Origin of the sequence: Bacteroides stercorirosoris, assembly GCF_900142015.1 — a bacterium.
In the GTDB taxonomy this organism is placed as follows: Bacteria; Bacteroidota; Bacteroidia; order Bacteroidales; family Bacteroidaceae; genus Bacteroides; species Bacteroides stercorirosoris.
Map to the genome: position 1 here is coordinate 1 of NZ_FQZN01000054.1, position 23,086 is coordinate 23,086.

Annotated in this window: 22 protein-coding genes and 1 tRNA gene; 5 read left to right on the top strand and 18 right to left on the bottom strand. The window is 43.3% G+C overall.

Annotation, left to right across the window (positions count from 1 at the left end; translation table 11 throughout):
* Positions 1-229: 229 nt before the first annotated feature.
* The 10 genes from BUC01_RS25990 to BUC01_RS23460 form a co-directional block, all read right to left on the bottom strand.
* Positions 230-595, bottom strand: coding sequence for a hypothetical protein (locus BUC01_RS25990; protein ID WP_243462740.1), 366 nt, complete (start codon positions 593-595; stop codon positions 230-232).
* A complete protein-coding gene (locus BUC01_RS25995; RefSeq protein WP_243462739.1) occupies positions 592-789 on the bottom strand; it encodes a hypothetical protein in 198 nt (65 codons plus the stop codon). Before BUC01_RS25995 ends, BUC01_RS25990 begins: the two co-directional genes overlap by 4 nt.
* Before the next feature lie 113 nt (positions 790-902).
* The gene (locus BUC01_RS23425; RefSeq protein WP_025835070.1) at positions 903-2,243 is read right to left on the bottom strand and encodes a hypothetical protein; all 1,341 of its coding nucleotides are present in this window, start codon (positions 2,241-2,243) and stop codon (positions 903-905) included.
* Positions 2,244-2,246: 3 nt separating this feature from the next.
* Positions 2,247-3,023, bottom strand: coding sequence for a metallophosphoesterase (locus BUC01_RS23430; protein WP_025835068.1), 777 nt, complete (start codon positions 3,021-3,023; stop codon positions 2,247-2,249).
* Position 3,024: 1 nt separating this feature from the next.
* Positions 3,025-3,609, bottom strand: a complete 585-nt coding sequence (locus tag BUC01_RS23435; protein ID WP_025835064.1) for a metallophosphoesterase — start codon at positions 3,607-3,609, stop codon at positions 3,025-3,027.
* An 899-nt stretch (positions 3,610-4,508) separates the two neighbouring features.
* Positions 4,509-5,894, bottom strand: coding sequence for a tRNA uridine-5-carboxymethylaminomethyl(34) synthesis GTPase MnmE (mnmE, locus tag BUC01_RS23440; RefSeq protein ID WP_073315071.1), 1,386 nt, complete (start codon positions 5,892-5,894; stop codon positions 4,509-4,511).
* Between the two features lie 50 nt (positions 5,895-5,944).
* Positions 5,945-6,823, bottom strand: a complete 879-nt coding sequence (locus tag BUC01_RS23445; protein ID WP_025835063.1) for a nucleoside phosphorylase — start codon at positions 6,821-6,823, stop codon at positions 5,945-5,947.
* Positions 6,824-6,927: 104 nt separating this feature from the next.
* Positions 6,928-7,929, bottom strand: coding sequence for a flotillin-like protein FloA (gene floA, locus BUC01_RS23450; protein ID WP_073315059.1), 1,002 nt, complete (start codon positions 7,927-7,929; stop codon positions 6,928-6,930).
* Positions 7,930-7,956: 27 nt separating this feature from the next.
* Positions 7,957-8,427, bottom strand: coding sequence for an NfeD family protein (locus tag BUC01_RS23455; protein WP_025835062.1), 471 nt, complete (start codon positions 8,425-8,427; stop codon positions 7,957-7,959).
* Positions 8,428-8,432: 5 nt separating this feature from the next.
* A complete protein-coding gene (locus BUC01_RS23460; RefSeq protein WP_025835061.1) occupies positions 8,433-9,866 on the bottom strand; it encodes a tetratricopeptide repeat protein in 1,434 nt (477 codons plus the stop codon).
* A gap of 175 nt (positions 9,867-10,041) precedes the next feature.
* Here BUC01_RS23460 and BUC01_RS23465 point away from each other — a divergent pair, with 175 nt between their 5' ends.
* Complete coding sequence (locus tag BUC01_RS23465) at positions 10,042-10,791, top strand: PP-loop family protein (protein WP_073315061.1); 750 nt, start codon at positions 10,042-10,044, stop codon at positions 10,789-10,791.
* 22 nt (positions 10,792-10,813) lie between these two features.
* On the opposite strand, the gene BUC01_RS23470 is transcribed toward BUC01_RS23465, so the two are convergent.
* The 7 genes from BUC01_RS23470 to BUC01_RS23500 form a co-directional block, all read right to left on the bottom strand.
* Complete coding sequence (locus BUC01_RS23470; protein ID WP_025835059.1) at positions 10,814-11,182, bottom strand: DMT family protein; 369 nt, start codon at positions 11,180-11,182, stop codon at positions 10,814-10,816.
* 40 nt (positions 11,183-11,222) lie between these two features.
* On the bottom strand, positions 11,223-12,245 hold the full coding sequence (locus BUC01_RS23475) for an FAD:protein FMN transferase (protein ID WP_025835057.1): 1,023 nt from the start codon (positions 12,243-12,245) through the stop codon (positions 11,223-11,225).
* 10 nt (positions 12,246-12,255) lie between these two features.
* Positions 12,256-12,837, bottom strand: a complete 582-nt coding sequence (locus BUC01_RS23480) for a manganese efflux pump MntP (protein WP_025835056.1) — start codon at positions 12,835-12,837, stop codon at positions 12,256-12,258.
* A 6-nt stretch (positions 12,838-12,843) separates the two neighbouring features.
* Positions 12,844-13,605 carry a DUF6048 family protein gene (locus tag BUC01_RS23485; protein ID WP_025835054.1) on the bottom strand — a complete coding sequence of 254 codons (762 nt, stop codon included), beginning with the start codon at positions 13,603-13,605 and terminating at the stop codon, positions 12,844-12,846.
* Positions 13,568-14,071: a DUF6452 family protein gene (locus BUC01_RS23490; RefSeq protein WP_025835053.1), complete on the bottom strand. Its 504-nt coding sequence runs from the start codon at positions 14,069-14,071 to the stop codon at positions 13,568-13,570. Before BUC01_RS23490 ends, BUC01_RS23485 begins: the two co-directional genes overlap by 38 nt.
* 4 nt (positions 14,072-14,075) lie before the next feature.
* Positions 14,076-15,029, bottom strand: coding sequence for a glycosyltransferase family 2 protein (locus tag BUC01_RS23495; RefSeq protein WP_025835051.1), 954 nt, complete (start codon positions 15,027-15,029; stop codon positions 14,076-14,078).
* A gap of 128 nt (positions 15,030-15,157) precedes the next feature.
* Complete coding sequence (locus BUC01_RS23500; protein ID WP_073315064.1) at positions 15,158-15,706, bottom strand: DUF4199 domain-containing protein; 549 nt, start codon at positions 15,704-15,706, stop codon at positions 15,158-15,160.
* Between the two features lie 240 nt (positions 15,707-15,946).
* Here BUC01_RS23500 and BUC01_RS23505 point away from each other — a divergent pair.
* Positions 15,947-16,020 (top strand) — tRNA-Thr (locus BUC01_RS23505).
* A 95-nt stretch (positions 16,021-16,115) separates the two neighbouring features.
* Positions 16,116-19,016, top strand: coding sequence for a triple tyrosine motif-containing protein (locus BUC01_RS23510; protein WP_073315066.1), 2,901 nt, complete (start codon positions 16,116-16,118; stop codon positions 19,014-19,016).
* A 692-nt stretch (positions 19,017-19,708) separates the two neighbouring features.
* On the opposite strand, the gene BUC01_RS23515 is transcribed toward BUC01_RS23510, so the two are convergent.
* Positions 19,709-20,032 (bottom strand): thioredoxin family protein, encoded by a 324-nt coding sequence (locus BUC01_RS23515; RefSeq protein WP_073315068.1) that lies wholly within the window; start codon positions 20,030-20,032, stop codon positions 19,709-19,711.
* A gap of 128 nt (positions 20,033-20,160) precedes the next feature.
* On the opposite strand from BUC01_RS23515, the gene BUC01_RS23520 reads away from it, so the two are divergent.
* Both BUC01_RS23520 and BUC01_RS23525 read left to right on the top strand, forming a co-directional pair.
* On the top strand, positions 20,161-22,431 hold the full coding sequence (locus tag BUC01_RS23520; protein ID WP_025835049.1) for a monovalent cation:proton antiporter family protein: 2,271 nt from the start codon (positions 20,161-20,163) through the stop codon (positions 22,429-22,431).
* A gap of 53 nt (positions 22,432-22,484) precedes the next feature.
* Complete coding sequence (locus tag BUC01_RS23525; RefSeq protein WP_025835047.1) at positions 22,485-22,910, top strand: HIT family protein; 426 nt, start codon at positions 22,485-22,487, stop codon at positions 22,908-22,910.
* The last annotated feature ends 176 nt before the right edge of the window (positions 22,911-23,086 follow it).

Consider the following 23,086-nt stretch of genomic DNA (forward strand, 5'->3'; position numbering starts at 1 on the left):
TATTTAACCAATTTATTACTATATTTGAAAACAGGATTCAAGTATAAAACCCGAATCCTGAAGTTTTCTATTTACACAAAATTGTGGACAGTGCCGATGTCTCCGCGGAAACGTTCGATATATGTTTCACGATTGGTAGTTGTGCGGAAGTCCATTAGATCGAGAGCCTCTTCAATCTCGTCCCATTCTTGCTTTGTTAATTTGTGGTATTTTTCGTTCGGAAAGGATCCTACGATATCTTCAAATTCATAAATCCAAGTGCCTCATGTTTTGCCTTGTTCTTCTCCCAGTCATCCAGTATCGCTTTCAGTTTTCTAATGATCTCTTTTACGGTATGACCTGTATCTTCAGCTACATTAAACAGAAATCCCACGGTTTTTTCTTTCCAGTCGAAACCGTTTCGTCCGACAGTCGATAAATGTTCTTCAAAGTAATCTTTACCTGCTTGATCTACCTGTCTTTTGTGCAATTCTTTGGCCAATCGTGCCGCTGCGTATGCTACATGTATCTTATATCCCATGATATCTTCATAGGCATCTTTTGTTTTTTCTGCAGCTTGAGGGTTAAACGTTCCCAAGTATTTGATATATTTCATATAAGTTCGTTCTCCCGCACCTGATAGCCCTGACATAGTGTCAAGTAGCTGGTCGCAATCTGATCCAATACATTAATATCTTGGATATTGTTGCGCATTGCTTCATTCAACCGTTTTCCCGCCTGTTTCGCCATTCGTTGTTCCAATGCGATGCTCCGCTTGCAGAATGCTATAAAATTTGAGTCAAGTTTCATCCTTTTACACGCTTCTTTTTAATTAATTCCTCTTGTTTTTAATTATATAGTTAATTATAACATATTTGGCAGACTATCATTGTCAGCCAAATATGTTGCTAATAATTATGGGATTATATCCTGTTTTTGTCAATGTTTACTTTTTTTATTTCATCCCATTCTGCCAGAGAGATAATGTCATGGTATTGTTTCAATGATAAAACATTCTCCTCGCTATCCCTACATTCGTATTCCAATGGAAGTTGATAAACGGTTCCTTCTTCATGATGGCCCATGTAGTCGTGAAATGTGTACGGAATCAATTTCACATGATCCTTCTCCTTGAGTATTCGTAAAAGTTTGGCAGCGTCGTGTATTTCCAAAGGAGCGCCAGTCTTGTAAAGTGCAGTGGCGACTTCTATCGCGACATCCGCATACGCTGAGTAGCTGTTGGAAACAATGATTCTCCAACCGGGGCTGTCAAAATCCGATGCGAGTACATTCAGCCGCGACAATCCCAGTTCCCCATAATGGTCTGAGGCGAATTTGTTGAAATCCGTTTCACTGTCGAGATCGTATTCATCTTGCAAATCGCAGAATTTAACCATGTTGTAATATGCGACATCTTGTAATTCCAATGGTACTCCATTCAGGAAGGTCCGCTTCTTTCGTGTAGTATCAAACCTTTCAAAATACCGGTCATAGGCTTCATGAGCGATCCGATAGTATTTGCAATACGAACATATCGTCATTGTATCTAACAGTCGCCCGAAATTCTTGCAGACGGAATCCTCCAGTGCTTTTATTGCAGTCTCCTCGTCTTCGACTTCAATTTTAAATCTCGGTTCGATTCTGTTGAACTCCTTTCTCGCAATTCTTCCGTTTCGCTGCTGGTAAGGAAGATGATTCGCCACATAATCATTGAACCCCTCCGGATCTTGTATGATAGCATCGATTAGCTTCTGAAGATATAAGGCCAACTTTACAAAGAAATCCCTTTGCCATTCGGGATAAAAACAATCACCTATTCTGTCTCCATATCGGGAATAATTCGCAATAGTAAAATACGAGTGTTTCCTGTCCGAGAATTGTATGGTACGATTTTCTTTATATCTGGCGGAGCTAACATGATACCATACCATTTCCCTGGGATTTGACAATTCCCAATCCCGGAAATATTCTTCCTTGCTCTCATATTCTCTGTCTGCAATCGACGCTTCGCAATCTCCCCATTCTTCCTGAGTAGGACGGGGCAATTCGATATAAAATCCTCTGTATTCATTGTCACCCATCTCTTCCAGTTGAGCAAATTGTTCCTGAAGTTTAACTAACATCTTCAATGTATCGTTATCAACCACGATTTCTGTATCGCGCCTGCTTCCGAGCTGTTCGAATATCGCAGCATTCAATCCGCATTCTTTTGCCAAGTCTATGAAAAGATGCCTGGTAAAGATTGTCTTCTTATGTCGTTCCATATCTCATTCGTTTTCAATCGTTAAAAATCTCCCCGGATCAAATCCATTGATTACATGCTCGTTTTCAAATGCATATCCCATCTGGTTGCAAATCACTTTTGTACTCCCGATTTCTGTGTCGATATTGGTATGCGAATGTCTGTAAATCCAAGCATTGATCCGGCTGTTACCGATCAGGTCTCCGTATTCACTGGCAAAGGCACTGTTCAATACGGAACCTTTATGCTGAGGAGCAACAACCTGCAAAGTAGGCAGGTGGTGAGTCACGACCACTATGTGTTCTGCCGTACTTTCGGCAAGACTTTTTTTGATATGCCCTAAACAGAAGTCATGCATCTGATTATATGCTTCCGTTTGGAGCAGTTTCCCTTTGTACATGGTCTGACGGAAATCGTTAAGTCCTTTCCAAACGAAATATTCGTCTGCCGGTTCGATATGCGACCAAAATGTGCTCATTATGAAATCGGTATCGTCTATTCTCAATACTTGATTTTGATAATAACCGACATTCTCTTTAAACATCCATCGCCATTGTAATCCCCGTTCCATCACATCGCAATAATTGTAATATTCATGGTTCCCGGGAACAATAAGAACCTGCCTATAGTTTTTAGATGCCCATTCCCAGAAATTCCCCAAAGGAGCTACTCTGTCTTTCAGATAGAAAATACCTCCGGCCAATACGAGTATATCGCCCGTTACCGGAAATCTGTTTTGTTTTATGCACCTGCTGTTCTCCTTGAACTCAAAATGCAGATCGCTCATATATTGTATTCTCATATTACTTATTTTTATTTGCTTGTTCAACCTGTTTTTGGATTATCCTCTTTACCTGCTCATATGAGACCGGAGTAAAGTCATTATTATCCACTCCCACATCATATTGCGTCGGAAAGAGCATATCCAGCCGTGAAGCGTCTTTTCCCGTATTATTCTTGCTCGTATGCACATGCCCGAACAGTTGCCACATATTCCTGTAAGCACCTCCATAGCAGAGGAACGGATAGTGGTTCAGGTAGATTTTCTGCTTGTCGACCTCTATGTGCATTTGCATGCTTGTCAATTCAAACCTGCTGGCGTACCCTTGCCTGATATTTTTTAGATCATGATTACCGAGAATGAGATAGATTTTTCCATTCAGTCTGTTAAGAATCTTGGTCCATTCATGGGATCCTCCCAGGCAAAAATTCCCCAGATGAAACACGATATCATCTTGACCAACTACCCGGTTCCAATTTTCGATCAGTGTTTCATTCATATCTTCTACATTCTTGAATGGCCTTTTGCAAAAGTCAATGATATTCGAATGATAAAAGTGCGTGTCCGATGTAAAATACACCTTGCTTCCGTCAAACTTGTAATTCATTTTGCTCTCTTTTGTGCACATTGCTGTGCGGTTAATTAAAATTGGTTGTTCTTGTGCTCATTGTACGGAAATGACGGGAGAGGAATTGCACGGAGCAAACAGTCACCAATGGGCATAAAACAAAATAGTTGGAAAGTTCGGTAAGGACTCTCCAACTATTCTGTTGTTTATTTTAAGATCAAGATACGAGCATCTATCGCATCTTATCTCCTATATCTGTTCGTTGGAAAGTATTTATGATATTCTCTGGCGTTTCAATGCTCCAAACATGAAGAACATACGACTGAACTTCGAAGCATTTGTTGCCTCGAATTGTCGTTTGGGATAATATGTTCATTCTATTTTGCTGCATTGTAAATTTTCAAAAGAGGCGCAAATGTACAGAATAATTTCGCAATACTCCAAATATTTTTCAGTGAATTCTTCAAATCACCCTATAAAAATCACTGTGAGACTTAAGAGGATGTTCAATATGCCATGATTCGAATACTTCGCAATAATGGTTGGGAATATTTATCAAATGTATTATATGAAATCTCATTGGTGATGATTTCTGCTGTTATATTCAAATATACCAATCGCTTGATTATCAGAATCTATTTTGGCTGAAAAAACAATTCAGTTCTATTCGAATATTATCTGTAATTTGGATAAGTTTTAGTGGTACTGATAAAATTTGCTTATTTATCACTGTTAAATTGTATGAGGGACAGAATTTTGTCCCTTGTATCCGTTCAGGGAACAAACGGGGGACAAAATTATGAAAAATTGATACAATACTTTATTATTCCTTTGCATTTAATGTGTTGATTATCAATGTTATCTAAGTTGGACTGTTTCTTCTTTTACTTTCTATTGTATATTGTATAATATATTGATAATCAATTGATTATATACTGCTATTTCCCGATGCAAAAATGCTCAAAAATATTTCTCAACACCATGTCATTCGTCACCTCTCCCGCAATGTCATTTAAATGAAAAATGCACTCCCTGATGTCCTGAGACACGAAATCCCCGGATAGATTGCTTCTTAACCCCTCTTGTACACGCTTTATCGCTTCCAAAGCATGCGTAAGAGCCTCGTAATGACGAACATTTGTAACGATTACGTCGTTCTGTGTCACCGATGGAAGATTAGCGGCACTTACCAATATTTGTTGTAATTCATCAATGTTTGTCCTCCGTTTGGCAGATAGAGCAATAGATTGCACATTGTCCGGAAAACCGGCAGGGACGACGCTTGAAGCATCGGTCACTAAATCTGCCTTATTGAATACAAGAATCAAGTGTTTCCCTTCGCAACGCGGAAGTATTTGCTTGGACAATTGGTTGATTTGCGAAGCGGCATCCGTTGCATCTACCATCCAGAGCACAATTTCGGCCTGTTCCAACTTCTGGAACGTGCGTTCTATGCCCAGACTTTCAATGGTGTCATTCGTCTCCCGGATGCCCGCCGTGTCAATAAAACGAAACGTGACTCCACCCATGTTTACGGTGTCCTCAATGACATCTCGCGTGGTGCCGTGAATGTCGCTCACAATGGCCTTGTCTTCGTTCAACAAGGCATTGAGCAGGGTCGATTTCCCGGCATTTGTCTCACCGATAATGGCTACGGGAACTCCATTCTTTATTACATTTCCTACGCTGAACGAGTGTACAAGGCGGGAGATGACCGCCTCAATGTTATCCGCCAATTGGCAAAGCTCGGTCCTGTCGGCAAACTCCAACTCTTCATGGTCGCTGAAGTCCAGCTCCAACTCAATAAGCGATGTGAAATGAAGTAACTGGTTGCGCAGGTCCGCCAACTCTTTGCTGAACCCTCCACGCATCTGGCTCATGGCAAGGCGGTGGGTGGCGACGGACGACGAGGCTATCAGGTCCGCCACGGCCTCCGCCTGACTCAGGTCCATCTTCCCGTTCAGGAAGGCGCGCTGGGTGTATTCGCCCGGCTGGGCCATGCGGCAACCCTGATGGATGAGTAGTTGCATCACCCGTTGCAAGATATAGCTGGAACCGTGGCAGGTGATTTCCGTGCAATCTTCTCCCGTATAAGAGTGCGGGGAGCGAAAGAGGCTGACAAGTACTTCGTCGATAATTTCCCCGCCATCATATATCCGTCCGAAAGTCAGTGTGTAAGGTTTGCTTTCAGTCAGGGTCTTACCCGATTTTGCCGGAGTAAAGATGCGGCTGGTTATGCTGATGGCATCCGGTCCTGAGACACGTATGCTCCCGATTGCTCCCCCTTGAGCCGTGGCTATAGCACAGATAGTATCCTGGTTCATCATATATTTTCGTTATTTGGATTGCAAAGATAGACTTTTTCGGGGTAAACTTAAATTCTGTCCAGTACGATTTTTATCAATGTGTCAATCGTATTCTTGTAGCCCGTATTAGCCTCTTTTATCAAGCGGTTGGCAATCACCATGCATACCGTGGTCGCTTTGTGTCCCATCAGGCGGCTCAAACCTGCCAGTGCGGAGCTTTCCATCTCGAAATTGGTGATACGATAACCGTTGTATTCGAAGTTCTCGATTTTCTCATTCTGTTTCGGGTCGGCCAGCGGAATGCGCAACTCGCGCCCTTGCGGACCAAAGAAGCCACCGGCGGCAATGGTTACGCCACGCACCATGTCATCGGCGGCAATGCGTTCAATCAATTCGGCATTGGCGTCAATCACGTAAGGAGCGGGGGCGCACATGTTTCCCGACCATCCCATGTGGTTGAGGAAGGCGCGTTCAAATTGCAGGTCGCACACTTCATTGCGTCCCGAATAGAAGTTCAGCAAGCCATCAAAACCGATGGACTTTTGCGAGCAGATAAATGTACCTACAGGGGTATTGGGTTGAAGACCGCCACAAGTGCCGATACGCACCAGTTCCAGTTGGCGGAGTTGGGGCTTCTCTTCGCGCGTATTGAAATCAATGTTTGCCAGAGCGTCCAACTCATTCATCACGATGTCGATGTTATCGCAACCGATGCCCGTGGAAACCACCGTGATTCGCTTGCCTTTATAGGTACCGGTAATGGTTTTGAACTCGCGGCTTTCTACTTCACACTCTTTATTCTCAAGGTGCGAGCCTACTAATGCCACCCGTCCCGGGTCGCCCACCAAGATTACTTTGTCTGCCAGCCATTCCGGCTTTACGTGTAGGTGGAATACGGAACCATCATCATTGATGATGAGTTCGGAAGATGCAAAATACTTTTTCATATGCTGGATTTTATGGGTTAATATGTTCGTAAAAAAGAAAACGCCGGAACGGGATTACTGTTCACCGGTTCCGACGTTTTTTCGGGGATAATATTTTTACCGGGTTATTTACTCAATGGCTGGTTTGAGTTATTACCTGTAGGTTTGGCTATGTTTTCGCGCATGGAAGTATCGGCTTCGATGTTCTTCATCCGATAATAATCCATGATACCCAAATTACCGCTACGGAATGCTTCTGCCATAGCCTTAGGCACTTCGGCTTCTGCCTCAATCACCTTTGCACGGGCTTCCTGAGCTTTCGCCTTCATTTCCTGCTCGCTGGCCACGGCCATTGCGCGACGTTCCTCAGCCTTGGCTTGGGCAATGTTCTTATCCGCATTTGCCTGGTCAATCTGTAATGCCGCACCGATGTTCTTACCTATGTCGATATCAGCAATATCAATGGACAAGATTTCGAATGCCGTACCGGCATCCAACCCTTTGCGGAGCACCAATTTAGAGATTGAATCCGGATTTTCCAATACCGACTTGTGGTTTTCGGACGAACCGATGGAAGATACGATACCTTCGCCCACACGTGCCAGAATAGTGTCTTCACCGGCACCACCCACCAATTGGCGGATATTGGCGCGCACCGTCACACGAGCCTTTGCTATCAACTGGATACCATCCTTAGCCACGGCCGTCACGGGAGGAGTGTCAATCACCTTCGGGTTTACCGACATCTGAACCGCTTCGAACACGTCACGTCCGGCAAGGTCGATGGCGGTGGCCATCTGGAAGGACAATTCGATGTTCGCTTTGGAGGCGGACACCAATGCATGAACCACTCTTTCCACGTGTCCGCCGGCAAGGTAGTGAGCCTCCAGCTCGTCGCGGGTGATGTTGCTCAGTCCGGCTTTGTGCGCTTCAATCATGCCCGGCACAATGATGTAGGGGGGCACGTTACGGATACGCATTAGAAACAATTGCACCAATGAAATCCTGACTCCCGAAACTTTGGCGGACAACCATAGGAAGAAAGGAACATAGTGGAAGAACAGTACGATGAAGATAATGCCTCCTATCACAAGAAAGGCAGTTAAGTACATAGAGTCTACGTTCATGATTTATACGATATTTAAGTGTGAATACTAATCTTTTATCTTTTCTACCATAATCACACCATCTGTGATGCGGCTTACGATGATAGGGGTCTTCTCATTCAGGAAGCCATCCATGGATTTCACTTCCACAATGTTGCCGTTAAATTCAGCGTTTCCAATCAATGCCAGACGTGTGAAAGCTACTCCCGTGTCACCGACTTTCACTTGGTCTTCGGCCGTACGGTCTACTTTGGATGTGATGTTCTTTTTTAGCGCAATCTTGTCCAGCGTTTTGGAGCGCATGAACAGGACCAGCGAACCTATGCAGGCTATTGCCGATATGCCGAGCGTGATGAACCCGCCTGTGGTGCCCAGATAGGTGAAAGCGTAGTAGTTGGCAAAGATGATGCAACCACCTGCCAGGAATCCGGCTACGCTGATGCCCGGGATGACGAACAGTTCTACCAGGAACAGGATGACCGCCGCAATGATGAGTACGATGATGATGAGTATGTCCATAATTATTAGGGTTTTAAAGTTTGTTTTTCGGTGTTGCGCACTTTGATGGCGGCGCGTTCCACTTCGTCCGACAATTGTCGCATCTGCTTTTCCAGATCAAGTATGGCAGGGGCCAGCTTGGCTTTATCGCTTTCATTGGCTCGGGAGTACAACGTGCGTTGCTCTTCCAGTTTATTCAGTTGTTGCCTGTAACTTTTTTCCAGTTGGCGGTATTTGCTGAATAGATTCTTGGCTTGAGGTGATTTGAAATCACTCCATTGATAATACGTGGTATGGTCGTCAATGACAAATTCGAAGTCGTGTGCCCGTTCGGCTTGTGGCTTTTCATTTATTGCGGCTTGTAGGCGGCGTTTCGCATCGGATACGACATTTTGATCTACCCAAGAATCCTTCAGTGAATGAATTTGGGCAAGTCGGACGGCCTTTTTCTTGTCCATTCCTTCGTAATTGTACACTCGTTTGGAAGAGTTGGGAATGAATACATAGATGCAGACTTTGCCTTCCGGTTGATAACGGTCGGAAGCAAACCATCCGAGGTTGTTGAACTCGTCAATAACGAACATATAGTCGTTGTAGGGGGAGTTGAACGGCATTCCTACGTTTTCCGGGGTCAGATAGGTATTGGTATTCGTATTGTAGCGGGTAACGAATATGTCGTATCCTCCGATTGAGTTTTCGCCATCGGCCGCATAATAGATGGTTGCGCCGTCGGTCAGCACATACGGGTAATTGGCATTGATGGAATCGTTGATGCTGCTGGGTAGCAAACTACCTTTTCCCCATTCGCCTTGCATCTTGTTGCGGGAAAGGATGCTAAGTTTACCGTCGGATTGACGTTCACCGTAATAAATCTTGGTGCCAAGTTCTGTTTCATATACGGTGGCTTCCATTTCTTCCTTATTTTGGAAAAAGTCGTTATATGTGAATAGTTTACCTGACTCGGGACTAATCTTATAAGCTTCCAGAAAACGTTCTTTGTCTACTACGGTACTATCAATAATACAAACTTCTTCGATACCTTTCAGCATGCGGAAATTTGCTTTACTTTTTTCCAGAAGTTTTTCAGCTTCTGCGGTCGGTCTTTTTCTTTTGCTCAGGTCACTGATATACTCCTCATAGCATTTGATGGCATCTTCGAAGCGGTATAAGTCATTATAGGTGCGCGCCAGATATAACTGGCCGCTCGGAATACGTTTTTTTACGGCCGTCTCCAGATATTTTACGGCCACATCAGGCTCTCTTGTTTCCAGGCAACACACACCATACCACAAGTTATAGTTTCCGTTTGCAGGTTGTGTTTTGACGAATTTCTTGAAAACGGGTTTGGCTTTCTCATATTGCCCTTTTTTGTAGAAGGCTTTTGCTTGTTCTAATGTCTGTGCTGATGCACCGGCTAATACAAGGCAAAATAGAAGGAATGAAATATATCTCTTTTTCATGCTAGTTATCCAACTTACAAATTCTAATGTTCAAAAATACAAATTAATCGGGAATAATGCTGAATTCCGTTATTCAATTTTGTTAATTCTTCCTTAAATCGTTCTTTTCTCTTACTTTTGCACCGCAAAAAGCTACGAGTAACAAGGAGTACAAGCAACAAAAGCTAAAATCATCATGGCGCAATTTACCGAAGAAGAGAAAACCATTCGCCGCATTGAAAAGCGGTTTAGCAAAGGACTGGTGGAATATGGTCTGATAGAGGACGGTGACAAGATTCTTATCGGACTTTCCGGCGGCAAAGATTCTTTGGCGTTGGTAGAGTTGTTGGCGAGACGTGCTCGCATCTATAAGCCCGGTTTTTCGGTAGTTGCCGTGCATGTGGTTATGAAGAATATCCCTTATCAGAGTGATTTGGCATATCTGCGTGAATATGTAGAGTCGTGGGGGGTACCTTTTGTGTTGTATGAGACGGAATTCGATGCAAGTACAGATACCCGTAAGTCTCCTTGTTTCCTCTGTTCATGGAATCGGCGGAAGGCATTATTCACGGTAGCCAAAGAACAAGGATGTAATAAAATAGCATTAGGGCATCACATGGATGATATATTGGAGACTTTATTGATGAATATCACTTTTCAGGGAGCATTCAGCTCCATGCCTCCCCGCTTGGTTATGAAGAAATTTGATATGACGATTATCCGTCCGATGTGTCTGGTGCATGAGGCTGATTTAGTGGAACTGGCGCAAATCAGGGGATATCGCAAACAAGTGAAGAATTGCCCGTATGAAGCGCAATCTCATCGTAGCGACATGAAAGAGGTTTTGCATCAATTGGAAGAGATGAACCCGGAAGCCCGTTATAGTCTTTGGGGGAGTATGACTAATGTTCAGGAAGAACTTTTGCCTAAGAAAATGATGATTTAGCGGGCATCCGCCCGCTAAATCATCATTTATAGAACACAAAATACACCGCCAGCACCAAGCAAACAAATGCCGCAAAGTGGTTCCAATGCAAGCTTTCACCTTTAAAAAGGATAGTAGTAAAAACGGTGAAAATGATAAGCGTAATCACCTCCTGAATAATCTTTAGTTGTATCAGTGAGAAAGGTCCGCCATTACCAATAAAACCAATGCGATTGGCGGGAACCAGGCAAAAATATTCCGCAAGAGCGATACTCCATGAAAAGAGGATTATGGCATAAAGCGGCCAGTTTGTGATCACTTTCATATCTTGTAACTTCAGATGGCCGTACCATGCGAAAGTCATAAAGATATTAGAGACAATTAAAAGCAAAATAGTATAGAGCCCTTTCATTTCAACGGTGTTTTTATAAAGTGATTATTAGTCTAAATTATCATTTTCTTTCTATAAACCTTTCCATCCCCTTCGTATAATAGATTTGGAGTTCTCCTTTCTCATCTGTATAGATGAAGCAAGCATCAATGTCCGGGTGTGCATTGGCAAAGCGTTCCGCTTCTTTCAGCCCCATTACCATGAATGCGGTGGCATAAGCGTCGGCACTCATGCAATCTTTGGCCACTACGGTAGCGGATAAGATGTTGTGTTGCACAGGATACCCCGTTCTCGGGTCTATGGTGTGTGCATATTTCTTTCCGTCCTTGTAATAGAAATTACGATAATTGCCCGAAGTGGCAATGCCCACATCGCTCACATTCAGCACCGTTTGCAATTCCTGATTGATGGATAATGAGTCATCTACGGGCTTATTGATACCAATTCTCCACGAGCTTTTCTTCGGGTTCTCTCCACGTGCCACAATCTCTCCGCCTATGTCCACCATGAAGTTCTTAATGCCCTTCTTTGCAAGGAATTGTGCGATGACATCCACCGCATACCCTTTGGCGACGGCACTACACGAAAGCATCATACGAGCGTCTTGTTTCACTACTTTCCCTTCTTCGGATAAAGCTACTTTGGTATATCCGGTGATTTCCAACAAGCTATCTATCATGGCCGAGTCGGGGAATGCCCCTTTCTTGAAGCCGAAACCCCAGGCATTTGCCAACGGAGCAACCGTAATATCGAATGCACCATCCGTCTCTTTGGAAATCTCCATACTACGGTTGAATACATTGGTGAAGAACGTGTCCGGCACTATGTCTTCGTTGCGATTAATCCGGGTGATGGTGGCCGTGTCATTGAAAGGAGACAACGAACCGTCAAAACGCTTCAACTCGTCGTCTATCTCAGCTTTCAGGTCGCCATCATATTGATAAGTGATTTTATAAACCGTACCGAATATCAGTCCGTTCACGGTGGTGTAAGGTTCTGTACGGTTGTGGCGTGCAAGTATCCAGATTGTTCCCAGTATGAGCAGGGCAATCCATAAGAAGTTTCTCTGTACTTTTTTTTCCATAAGGTGGGGTTTAACTGAAAAACAAATGTTCTATTAATATTTTGGTTCCGATAATAATCAGGATGATACCTCCCCAAAGCTCTGCGCGTAGTTTACGTGCGATACCGCAACCGAAACGAATACCAAACATCAATCCTATAAGGGACATAGCGAAAGATACGAATCCAATGATAGAAACGGGCGATAGTATCTCCGAAAAATCCCGTATACCCAGGAATGCGAATGATACTCCAATGGCCAATGCGTCAATACTGGTTGCTATGGCCAGTGCCAATACTACTTTCAGGCTTTTCGGGTCGTATTCTTTTTTACAATCTTCATCTTTGAAAGATTCCCTGACCATGCGTCCGCCTAAGAAGGCGAGGATAGCGAAAGCAATCCAGTGGTCCAGACTCTCTATTAGGTGACTGAACGTGCTGGCACCTATCCACCCGAGAAGTGGCATGATAGCTTGAAACAATCCAAAGAAAAACGCCATGGTTAGCATGGGCCGCCATAGCGTACGTTTTAGAAGGATACCACTGGCAATGGATATGGCAAAGCAATCCATTGCGAGGCCCAGGGCAAGAAGCCAAATCTCTAATCCGGTCATAAGTTTTTAGAATGGTAGTTTATAAGTGATTGTATAAGTTACGCCCATCGTGTTTGAGCCATATTTGCCGAATCCCGGTACATACCACGGGTCGCCATATTCTCCCGTAGATGAACTGGTGCGGAATTTAAAACGTAATCCCCAACCCATATAGAATTGCTTCCAGATATGTGCACGGATACCCACGCAGAATTCAAACCATTGCATCGACCCTTTCAACTTATGATTGAAAGGAACGCTACCGCCCCAGATGTCATCCATTTGGTTGGGATTCCCGATAGCTCCACCATAAACGGGGTCGTCTACGGAAAGGGCCTCAACGTCATACTTGAAACTACTCATAGCGTAGCGCAAACCGACAAACAGAAAATTATCGAATTTCTTTTTATAAAGAGCATTGTAATTCACTCCGATGCGAAAATAAGGCGCACTGCTTTTGTAGTGTGTGCCATTGTCATTCCATGCGTCGGTTCCACCATATCCGAGTTCCACTATCGGGAAGAAGCGGTTCTTTAGATTAACATCGACGGCCACTTCCGAACTGAGAAAATCCCCTCCGAGAACTTTGCTTCCAATACCCCATAAGTCTACACTGACGGTTACACCGTTGTATAGCGGGAAAGCCTCTGCATCCGTATCCTTCTTTTGCTCCTTTGGCGGATTGGAAGCGGGGGGCTGGTTGCTATTCTGCGCTTGTGCCGGAAGTCCCGTCAGCAAATAAAGCACCAGGCTAATTGCGATAAAAGAGCTTAAGATTTTCCGTTCCATTGATGCTTGCTTCTTTTGATTGAATGTATATGGAGTCAAGAATGTGGCGGCTATATTCTCTGCCTGTGATACTCTGCTTCATTTGATAGCCGCAATCCATCGAAAGGAAATAGGGGGTGTTTTTCTGACGGATGATGATTGTATCTTTTTTAATCTTGGGATCTTTGCTATAATGGAATACTAGTACGGTAGAGTCGGCCGTATAGCGCAACGGCAATGACAATCCATGCACTCTTTTCTCGTTATTAAGAATAATGGAGTCTGTTTCCAGAGCCGTAATGGTCAGCGAATCGAGCGTATCATTCAGCACCCTATTGTTGTTTTCCCTATCTATGATATAGAGATAGCATTGCATCATCGGGCGTGCATTCATAGAGCAATCTTCTTCTTCCGAACACGAAGAGACGATGCTGGCAATGGGATAAGCAATCAGACAAAGCAATACCAGTTTTACTAATTTTCTCATGGCCTTATATTGTTTTTTCTATTTGATATTTGTTTCGTTCGGGAGCGTTGCGCGAGATTAGTTCGCCGAGAAAGCCTGCAAGGAACAATTGTGTTCCGATAATCATGGCGGTCAGCGACAAGTAGAAGTAGGGGGAGTCCGTAACCAGGCGGTAGGGCATTCCGTTGTGCATATGATACAGCTTCATAACTCCCACAATGACTACCGAGATAAAACCAAAGACAAACATCAATGAACCCAAGAGCCCGAAGAAGTGCATCGGTTTCACTCCGAAAGCTGACAGGAACCAAAGTGAAATCAAGTCCAGATATCCATTGAAGAAACGATTCAGTCCACCGAATTTCGTCTTCCCGAATTTACGTGCCTGATGTTGGACTACTTTTTCTCCGATTTTATTGAAACCTGCATTCTTGGCGAGGTAGGGGATATAGCGGTGCATTTCACCATATACTTCGATGTTCTTTACCACGTCTTTTCTGTAGGCTTTCAGTCCGCAATTGAAATCGTGCAGGTTCTTTATTCCGGATACCTTCCGGGCGGTTGCATTGAATAATTTCGTAGGAATGGTTTTCGAAATCGGGTCATATCGCTTCATTTTCCAACCGGACACCAGGTCGTAACCATCTTCTGTAATCATTCGGTATAGTTCGGGGATTTCGTCAGGACTGTCCTGCAAATCTGCATCCATTGTGATGACTACATCTCCCTGTGCCTTTTCAAAACCACAAAATAATGCCGGTGACTTCCCATAGTTGCGACGGAACTTGATGCCATGCACTGTATCCGACTTCCGGCTTAGTTCTTCGATAATCTGCCAGGAACGGTCGGTACTGCCGTCATTCACGAAGATTACTTCGTATGAAAAACCGTTAGCTTTCATCACCCGTTCAATCCATGCATACAGTTCCGGAAGAGACTCTTCTTCATTATACAAAGGAACGACAACTGAAATATCCATCTTTCTTATTTACGATTTATTCCCTATGGTCATGACATATTACTTAATCTTTATCGCATAGGTACGTTAACGATTTACGATTGAAATTACTTTTAATCACCATTTTATCATTTTACCACTCTATTACCTTATCTTCCGCCTATGTGGTCAGCCGGTGGCCGCTTCATGGCAAACAAAGCAGTAGGAATGGCAAGCAACGATCCGTAGAAAACATTCTGGGACATCAATTGCATAGTGATTTCTATCGGAGACAATGAACGCATCACGCTCAAAGCATCTTTCAACTGTTCGATATATATTTCCATTCCCGGCAGGATGTTTGCTTCAAAGTTATTCAGTAAACTTTCGTATGTGTTCAGTATGAAACCTTGATCTATGAAACGGAAATAAATGTAATGTGCCACGGACGTGAGCAATGCGGCAAACATATACATGAATACGGTGAAAATCCACGCGTGGAGGAAACTGATAGTACCGCCACATACATGGTTGCGATACATGCGTACATAATAGTATGCCATGAAAGGCACGCATAGGGTCAGCCCTCCGAAAAGGAAAAGTAAGAATGGTACAGTTAACCCCAAAGGGAACAGAATGAACTTCAAAATCCAAAATCCCCCCAGGTAAGTGCCGAATAGCATGGCATATCGTTGTAAGTAACCTCTGTTTTCTGTCATCTTTCATTAGGAATATGGGCGCAAAGGTATAAATAATATTGTTTGTAACCTTTGTATTCTTGTTAAAGTTGAAAAAAGTTTGGGCAAACTATTGCAAGTTTAATAAAAATGCCTACCTTTGCACCCGCAAACGAAAATACGGGTAAGTCCTATACGGCCAGCTCCCTTCGAATCCTCCAGGGCTTGATCGCAGCAAAGGTAGTTGGTTGTAGCGGCGCGATATAGTAAGCTTACCCACCCGCCTCTTTAGCTCAGCTGGCCAGAGCACGTGATTTGTAATCTCGGGGTCGTTGGTTCGAATCCGACAAGAGGCTCAAGAAAGGAGATATGTTCTGACAAAGAATGTATCTCTTTTTTTATTGCTTTTTACGAAAAAAGTAATAGCTTTGTTTCTTAAAATCTAATATATATGATACGGATACAACCTTACTCTTCATATTGGGTCCTTATATTTCTATTTTTGATACCTTTTGGCAAAGTCTTTGCCGGTTGGAATAGTTTCATTGTCAACTTCGATAAGAGTCTTTATGGTAAAGGTACGCAAACCTGGCAGATAGCCCCTTATGATGACCATTGGGTTTATTTTGCAAATAAGAACGGCATGGTACAGTTTGACGGAAATGTCTGGACGGTGTTTCCGATGAATAACTTTTCAGATGTGCGTTCTGTATTGGCGTCCACTACTCAGAAAAGAATCTATGCAGGGGGTATTAATGAATTTGGTTATTATGAACCGTTGGATGATGGTGAGTTGGTTTATCATTGCATGTCCGATTCGCTTGGCGATGCTTCCCGTCTTCTTGGCAATGTGTGGGGGATTCACGAAGCGGATAATATTCTTTATGTGCAAGGAGACGACCGCGTGGTGAAATACCTGAACGGAAAATATGCCACTATTGAGATGGATGCCAAAATAGACTGCTCCAATATGGTGAATGGTATTCTTTATATAGGAACCGACCGTGGGGTATGGGTATTGGTCGGAAATACTTTTTTTCCTCTACAAGGGGCTGATTCGCTGGCCTCCAATCGTATTCGCGGCATTATTCCCCATAAAGGCGGAGGCGTTATAATTGTTACGGCATACGATGGCTTGTTTTATTGCAACGGGCGCACTACCGTACCTTTTACCACCGGTGCTGAAGACTTCATGCGGGAGAACGAGGTCTTTTGTGTAGCTGCCCAGGATGATAAGATTGCTTTGGGAACTATTCATAAGGGGCTGCTATTGATAGATTGTGCTACCATGGGTTTGAAATACTTCAACGAGAATAACGGATTGCGCAATAATACTGTGCTTTCTGTTGCTTTTGATAGTCAGGGGAATTTGTGGGCAGGGTTGGATAGTGGAGTGGACTATGTTTCTCTAAGTTCTCCTTTTACCAATCTGTACTCATATCCCTATTCTTACGGTACAGGCTATACGGCTGCCGTAGAAGGCGGTTACCTCTATTTGGGCACCAATCGCGGACTTTATTATACTTCCTATCCGGTAAAGTTGAACGGCGATTTGCCTGATATTCATCCTATACCTCAATCCAGCGGTCAGGTCTGGAACCTTTGTAAGATTGGCGACGAGCTCTTTTGTCTTCACGACCGTGGTATTTTTCAGATAAAAGGTACAAGTATGCGCCGTATAACGGATATAACGGGTGCTTGGTATTGTCAAGAGGTTGTGGGACATCCCGACCGTATGTTTGTCGGGGTTTATAATGGCATTTACCTTTTGGAGAAGAAAGCGGGAGAGTGGAGTGTGCTTTGCAAGGTCGATGGATTTATGGATTCGTGCCGTTTGTTCGAGCAGGAATCCGCCAGAGTCTTATGGGTTTATAATTCCGGTACACTTATGCGTATTGAGTTGAGTGAAGATTTAACCCGGCAGGTCAGTATGAAATCTTATGGTATGGCAGAAGGGTTTCCGGTGGAACGCGACATACATGTTGCCAAGATAGAAGGTCGTGTCTATTTTGCTACTCCGCAGGGAATCTATAAATATAATATTCATAAAGATATGATGGAGCCCTGCAATGATCTGAACAATCTGTTGAATGGAGCTGTACCTTATACCCGCCTGTTGGAATATCATGACCATCTCATCAGTCTGAGTCCGCATGAAATCTGTATCGCCAATTTGGGGACTTATAAAAGGGGAGCTAATACCAGTATAAATCCTATTCGTACGTCTTTGCTGGAGCTTGTGCCTCCTTATGAAGCGATTGTTCCTCTTTCGGATTCTCTTATAGTGATTCCGAGTGAAGAAGGTTTTGCTTTATTCACTCTTCCGGCGGTGAAGCATCGGCAAGACTTGACTCATACTGTCTATATCCGGAATATGCATCTTACCTATCCCAAGGATTCGTTGGTGTTTACGGCCAATTTTCTCGGAAAGAAACCCTCTCTCGCTATTGACTATACTTCCAATTCTGTCCGCTTTGATTATAGCCTTTCTTTTATAGCTTTGGGCGGTGATGATGTTCGTTTTCAGTATCGCCTGAACGGAGGTCCCTGGTCGGATTATACTACCGTACGTACCAAGGAGTACAGTAATCTTTCTGAGGGAGATTATACTTTTGAAGTAAAAGTGATTTATCCGGACGGCACCACTTCGTCAGATGAACTTTCCTTTCGGATTCTTCCGCCATGGTATCGCAGCATTCCTGCTTATATTTGTTATTTTGTCATCGCGTTTTTGGGATTATGGTATGTCTACCGTTGGGATGATGTTCGTGTGAGACGGAAGAAAGAACAGGCGGTTGTAGAGAAGGACAAAGAATTGCATGAAATGGAGAAAGAATTTGAAGCTGAAAAATCCCGCCGTGAGAAGCAGATTATGCAATTGGAAAAAGAAAAACTGGAATATGATCTCCAGCATAAGAGTCAGGAAATGGCGAACCTCATGATAAACTTTGTGCGTAAAAATGAGATGCTGACAGAGATTAAATCGGAAATATTTAAGGTGGCTTCTTCGCTGAAAGGAGAGGGGGCTCGTGAAGGTAAGCAGCTCCTTTTGGTGATAAACGGCAAAATTGATTCCAATATTCAGAGCGATGAGGTTCTGAAGCGTATAGAGGAGCAGTTTGATCTGATTCATAACAACTTCATGAAGCGTCTCCATGCTCAGCATCCCGACCTTTCTAACAATGAGCGCATGATGTGTGCTTATTTGAAGATGAACCTTTCTACTAAAGAGATTGCCCCTCTGTTGAATATTTCCGTTCGTGGTGTCGAGACCATTCGTTATCGTTTGCGAAAGAAGTTCGGGTTGGAACGAGAAGATAGCCTGACGGATTATTTGAGTAATAAGTTGTAGGTAGGTGTATGTCCAAGCAGAGCAAAATCCCTACATGTAGTTTACGCATACTTTTACCTACACGCTTACACCCTCACTCTGTATCCCCCTATTCATCGGATGTAGAACGGTGGTGGAAGTAAATTAAAACAGGGTGTAGGTAAAGTTGCCTACACCGGCCTGAAAAGAAGCTATTGTGTTGCTTCTCTTCGAGTTAATGTCTGTTTACTGCATAAATGTGCCATTTTACCACCCCTTATTTTTCTGCATATTCTCTTCAAAATGATGGAAAATACGCTGCATTTCGATAGATTTCTTTAATGTTGCATTCCATTTGCCGCCCACTTTCACTGTCTTGGTGTAGGGAATGTAAATGTCAATAGCTTATCTTTATAAGATTAACTTCGTATGTTTATTCTGTTGGTAGACAATGTTATATTAGTGTTTACAGCTGTGGTTTGCGTGCTTCACAATTGTGAAGCATGCAAACCACAGTCGTGAAGCACGTAAACCACAACTGTAGTCAACCCTATTATGTTGATTACGAGTGTGATAAACTGTGTGTATGAAGGCAAAGAAGAAAGGAGATAAAGCAATAATACTTCAATAGAATCTTGCCAAACTTCGGTGACTTTGAAGAAAATTGTAGTGAATCATTCCTCTTTTGTATTTTATGCACAAAATAGCGCGCCAATCAAGAATACTGTCTTCAATCAGGATTTGAACTCCTTCACCGCTTTTTCCAGTCTTTCCAGGGGTAACTCTCCGGATTGCCTCCAAAGTTGCTCGCCTTTTCTCAATAATATAAATGTAGGATACATTTCGATTGTATAAAAATCGGCAAGAGCGCTTTCCTGGTCAATATCCACTTGTACCACTTCAAGAACTCCTTCCATTGATTTCTTGAATTCTTCTACAATAGGCTGCATGCGCTTACAATGAGGACACCAGCTCGCATAAAATTCCGCCATAACCCAGTCGGCATTAGCCAACTTTTCTCTGTTCCGTTCTTCACGGGCTTCTTTCTTTTCTTCCATAATAATATACCTTAAATGATTGATTGTTAGTTCAACAATATTGGAAGAAAAAAAGTTTGTGAATTTGTGATTCTTTGTGCTGTAAAAATTACTATTTTTGTCAGCAAAAACACGAAAGGACAAATAATATGTCACATTTAGCTACTTTGATAAACGATTTGGCTCTGATACTGATTTGCGCTGGAGTCATGACGCTATTGTTCAAGAAACTGAAACAGCCATTGGTGTTGGGATATGTCGTAGCCGGTTTCCTGGCTAGTCCTCATATGCCATATACACCTTCGGTAATGGATACGGCGAATATACAGACGTGGGCGGATATCGGTGTGATTTTTCTTCTGTTTGCGTTAGGACTGGAATTTAGCTTTAAAAAAATAGTCAAAGTGGGTGGAGCGGCTATCATTGCTGCCTGTACCATTATTTTCTGCATGATTCTTCTCGGAATCGCTGTCGGAACAGGCTTTGGCTGGCAACGCATGGATAGTATCTTCCTGGGGGGTATGATTGCCATGTCTTCTACCACTATCATTTATAAAGCATTTGATGATTTGGGAATGCGCAAGAAACAGTTTACCGGATTGGTGCTCAGTGTGCTGATACTCGAAGACATTCTTGCTATTGTCTTGATGGTGATGCTGTCCACTATGGCGGTGAGGCATAATTTTGAGGGGACGGAAATGCTGGAGAGCATTGGGAAGTTGCTCTTTTTCCTGATACTTTGGTTTGTTGTCGGCATCTACCTGATACCCGAATTGTTGAAGCGTTGCCGTAAGCTGATGAGTGAAGAAACTTTGCTCATAGTTTCGCTTGGTTTGTGTTTCGGTATGGTTGTTATGGCGGCCCGTACTGGTTTTTCTGCGGCCTTCGGGGCATTTATTATGGGCTCCATTCTTGCCGAAACGGTGGAAGCGGAGAGTATCGAGCGACTGGTAAAGCCGGTGAAAGATCTTTTTGGTGCGGTGTTTTTTGTTTCGGTTGGTATGATGGTAGATCCTGCTATGATTGTGGAGTATGCGCTTCCTATTATTGTGATTACGCTGGCGGTCATCCTGGGACAATCTTTATTTGGTACGTTGGGAGTGTTGTTGTCAGGGCAACCGTTGAAGACGGCTATGCAATGCGGTTTCAGTCTGACGCAGATAGGTGAGTTCGCCTTTATCATCGCATCGCTTGGCGTGTCCCTTCATGTGACGAGCGATTTTCTGTATCCTATCGTGGTGGCGGTTTCGGTCATTACTACTTTTCTGACTCCTTATATGATCCGTTTTGCCGAGCCGGCTTCTGATTTTGTAGACAAGCATTTACCTGATAGATGGATGGCCTTCCTGACAAGATATGCTTCCGGTTCGCAGCCTATGAATCATGAGAGTCTATGGAAGAAATTTATCTTTGCCCTGACAAGAATCACACTTATCTACTCCATTGTCAGTATAGCCGTCATTGCATTGTCTTTTCGTTTTCTGGTTCCGTTATTTCAGGAAAATTTGCCCGGTATCTGGGGAAAATTGTTGGCGGCAGTAGTTACTATCTTATTTATAGCTCCTTTCTTGCGGGCCATCATGATAAAAAAGAACCATTCTGTGGAGTTTGTAACTCTGTGGAATGATAGTCGTGGCAATCGTGCGCCATTGGTTGCAACGATTGTCATACGTATCTTGATTGCTGTTTCATTTGTAATGTTCGTGATAGCGGGCTTATTTAAAATATCTGTCGGTCTGTTGCTTGGGGTGGCGGCTTTGGTGGTTACGATGATGATTCTGTCCCGCCAGCTGAAGAAGCAATCTATCATGATAGAGCGGAAATTTTTTCAGAACCTGCGCTATCGGGATATGCGTGCCGAATATCTGGGTGAAAAGAAACCCGAATATGCGGGACGTCTGTTATCCCGTGATTTGCACTTAACGGATTTTGTGGTACCTGGTGAGTCGGCTTGGGCGGGAAAGACGCTTGCCGAACTTAATTTTGGTAAACAATATGGCGTACACGTTGTGTCTATTCTTCGTGGCAGGAAAAGGATTAATATACCAGGGGCTTCCGTGCGGCTTTTCCCGGAAGATAAGATACAGGTCATAGCTACCGATGAAGAGTTGAATCAGTTTGGTGCGGAGATGGAAAAGGCTGCGGCTTTAGAAACTGATGTCGTTGAAAAGAGTGAAATGATTTTGCGCCAGTTCCGTGTGGATGCCCATTCAGTATTTCTGGGTAAGACAATGCGTGAATCCGGTATTCGCGAGCAATATCATTGCTTGATTGTAGGCGTTGAGAGGGGAGAAGAAGCTTTGCATGCACCCGATTCGCATGAGCCGTTTATGGAAGATGATATTGTTTGGGTGGTAGGAGAAAATGCTGATGTGTATAAATTAGTCGGACAAAAGAATGAGAATGTCGACATGGAATAAGGATAGAAAGTTTATCTTTGCTCCGTAAACATAAATAATAAACCAAGAATATCATGAAAAGTGATCCGAAAGAATGTCTGTATTGTCAGAATAATGAGACATTGCACAATCTGATGATTGAGTTTGCAGAATTGAGTGTATCCCGTGTGTTTTTATTTAAGGAACAAACATACAGGGGGCGTTGCCTTGTGGCTTACAAAGACCACACGAATGATTTGAATGAATTGAGTGATGAAGACCGTAATGCTTTTATGGAAGATGTTGCCCGTGTGACTCGTGCCATGCAAAAGGCGTTTAATCCGGAGAAGATTAATTATGGTGCATATTCCGATAAATTGTCGCACCTTCACTTCCATCTTGCTCCGAAGTATGTGGATGGCCCTGATTATGGTGGTACCTTCCAGATGAATCCGGGAAAAGTATACTTGACGGATGCTGAATATCAGGAATTGATTGAGGCGGTGAAGAAGAACCTTTGATGAATTGAAAAATAATAAAATTTAAGGCAACTAATTCATTGCGAGTTAGTTGCCTTTTTTGTATCTTTAAGCATTCCCCCTAAAAAACGGTTTGACGGCCAAAACGGGGGTAATCTAAACTAAAAACACATGGTAAAGATACAAAAAATCTCAGAAATCGAACCTCGTTTAGGTTT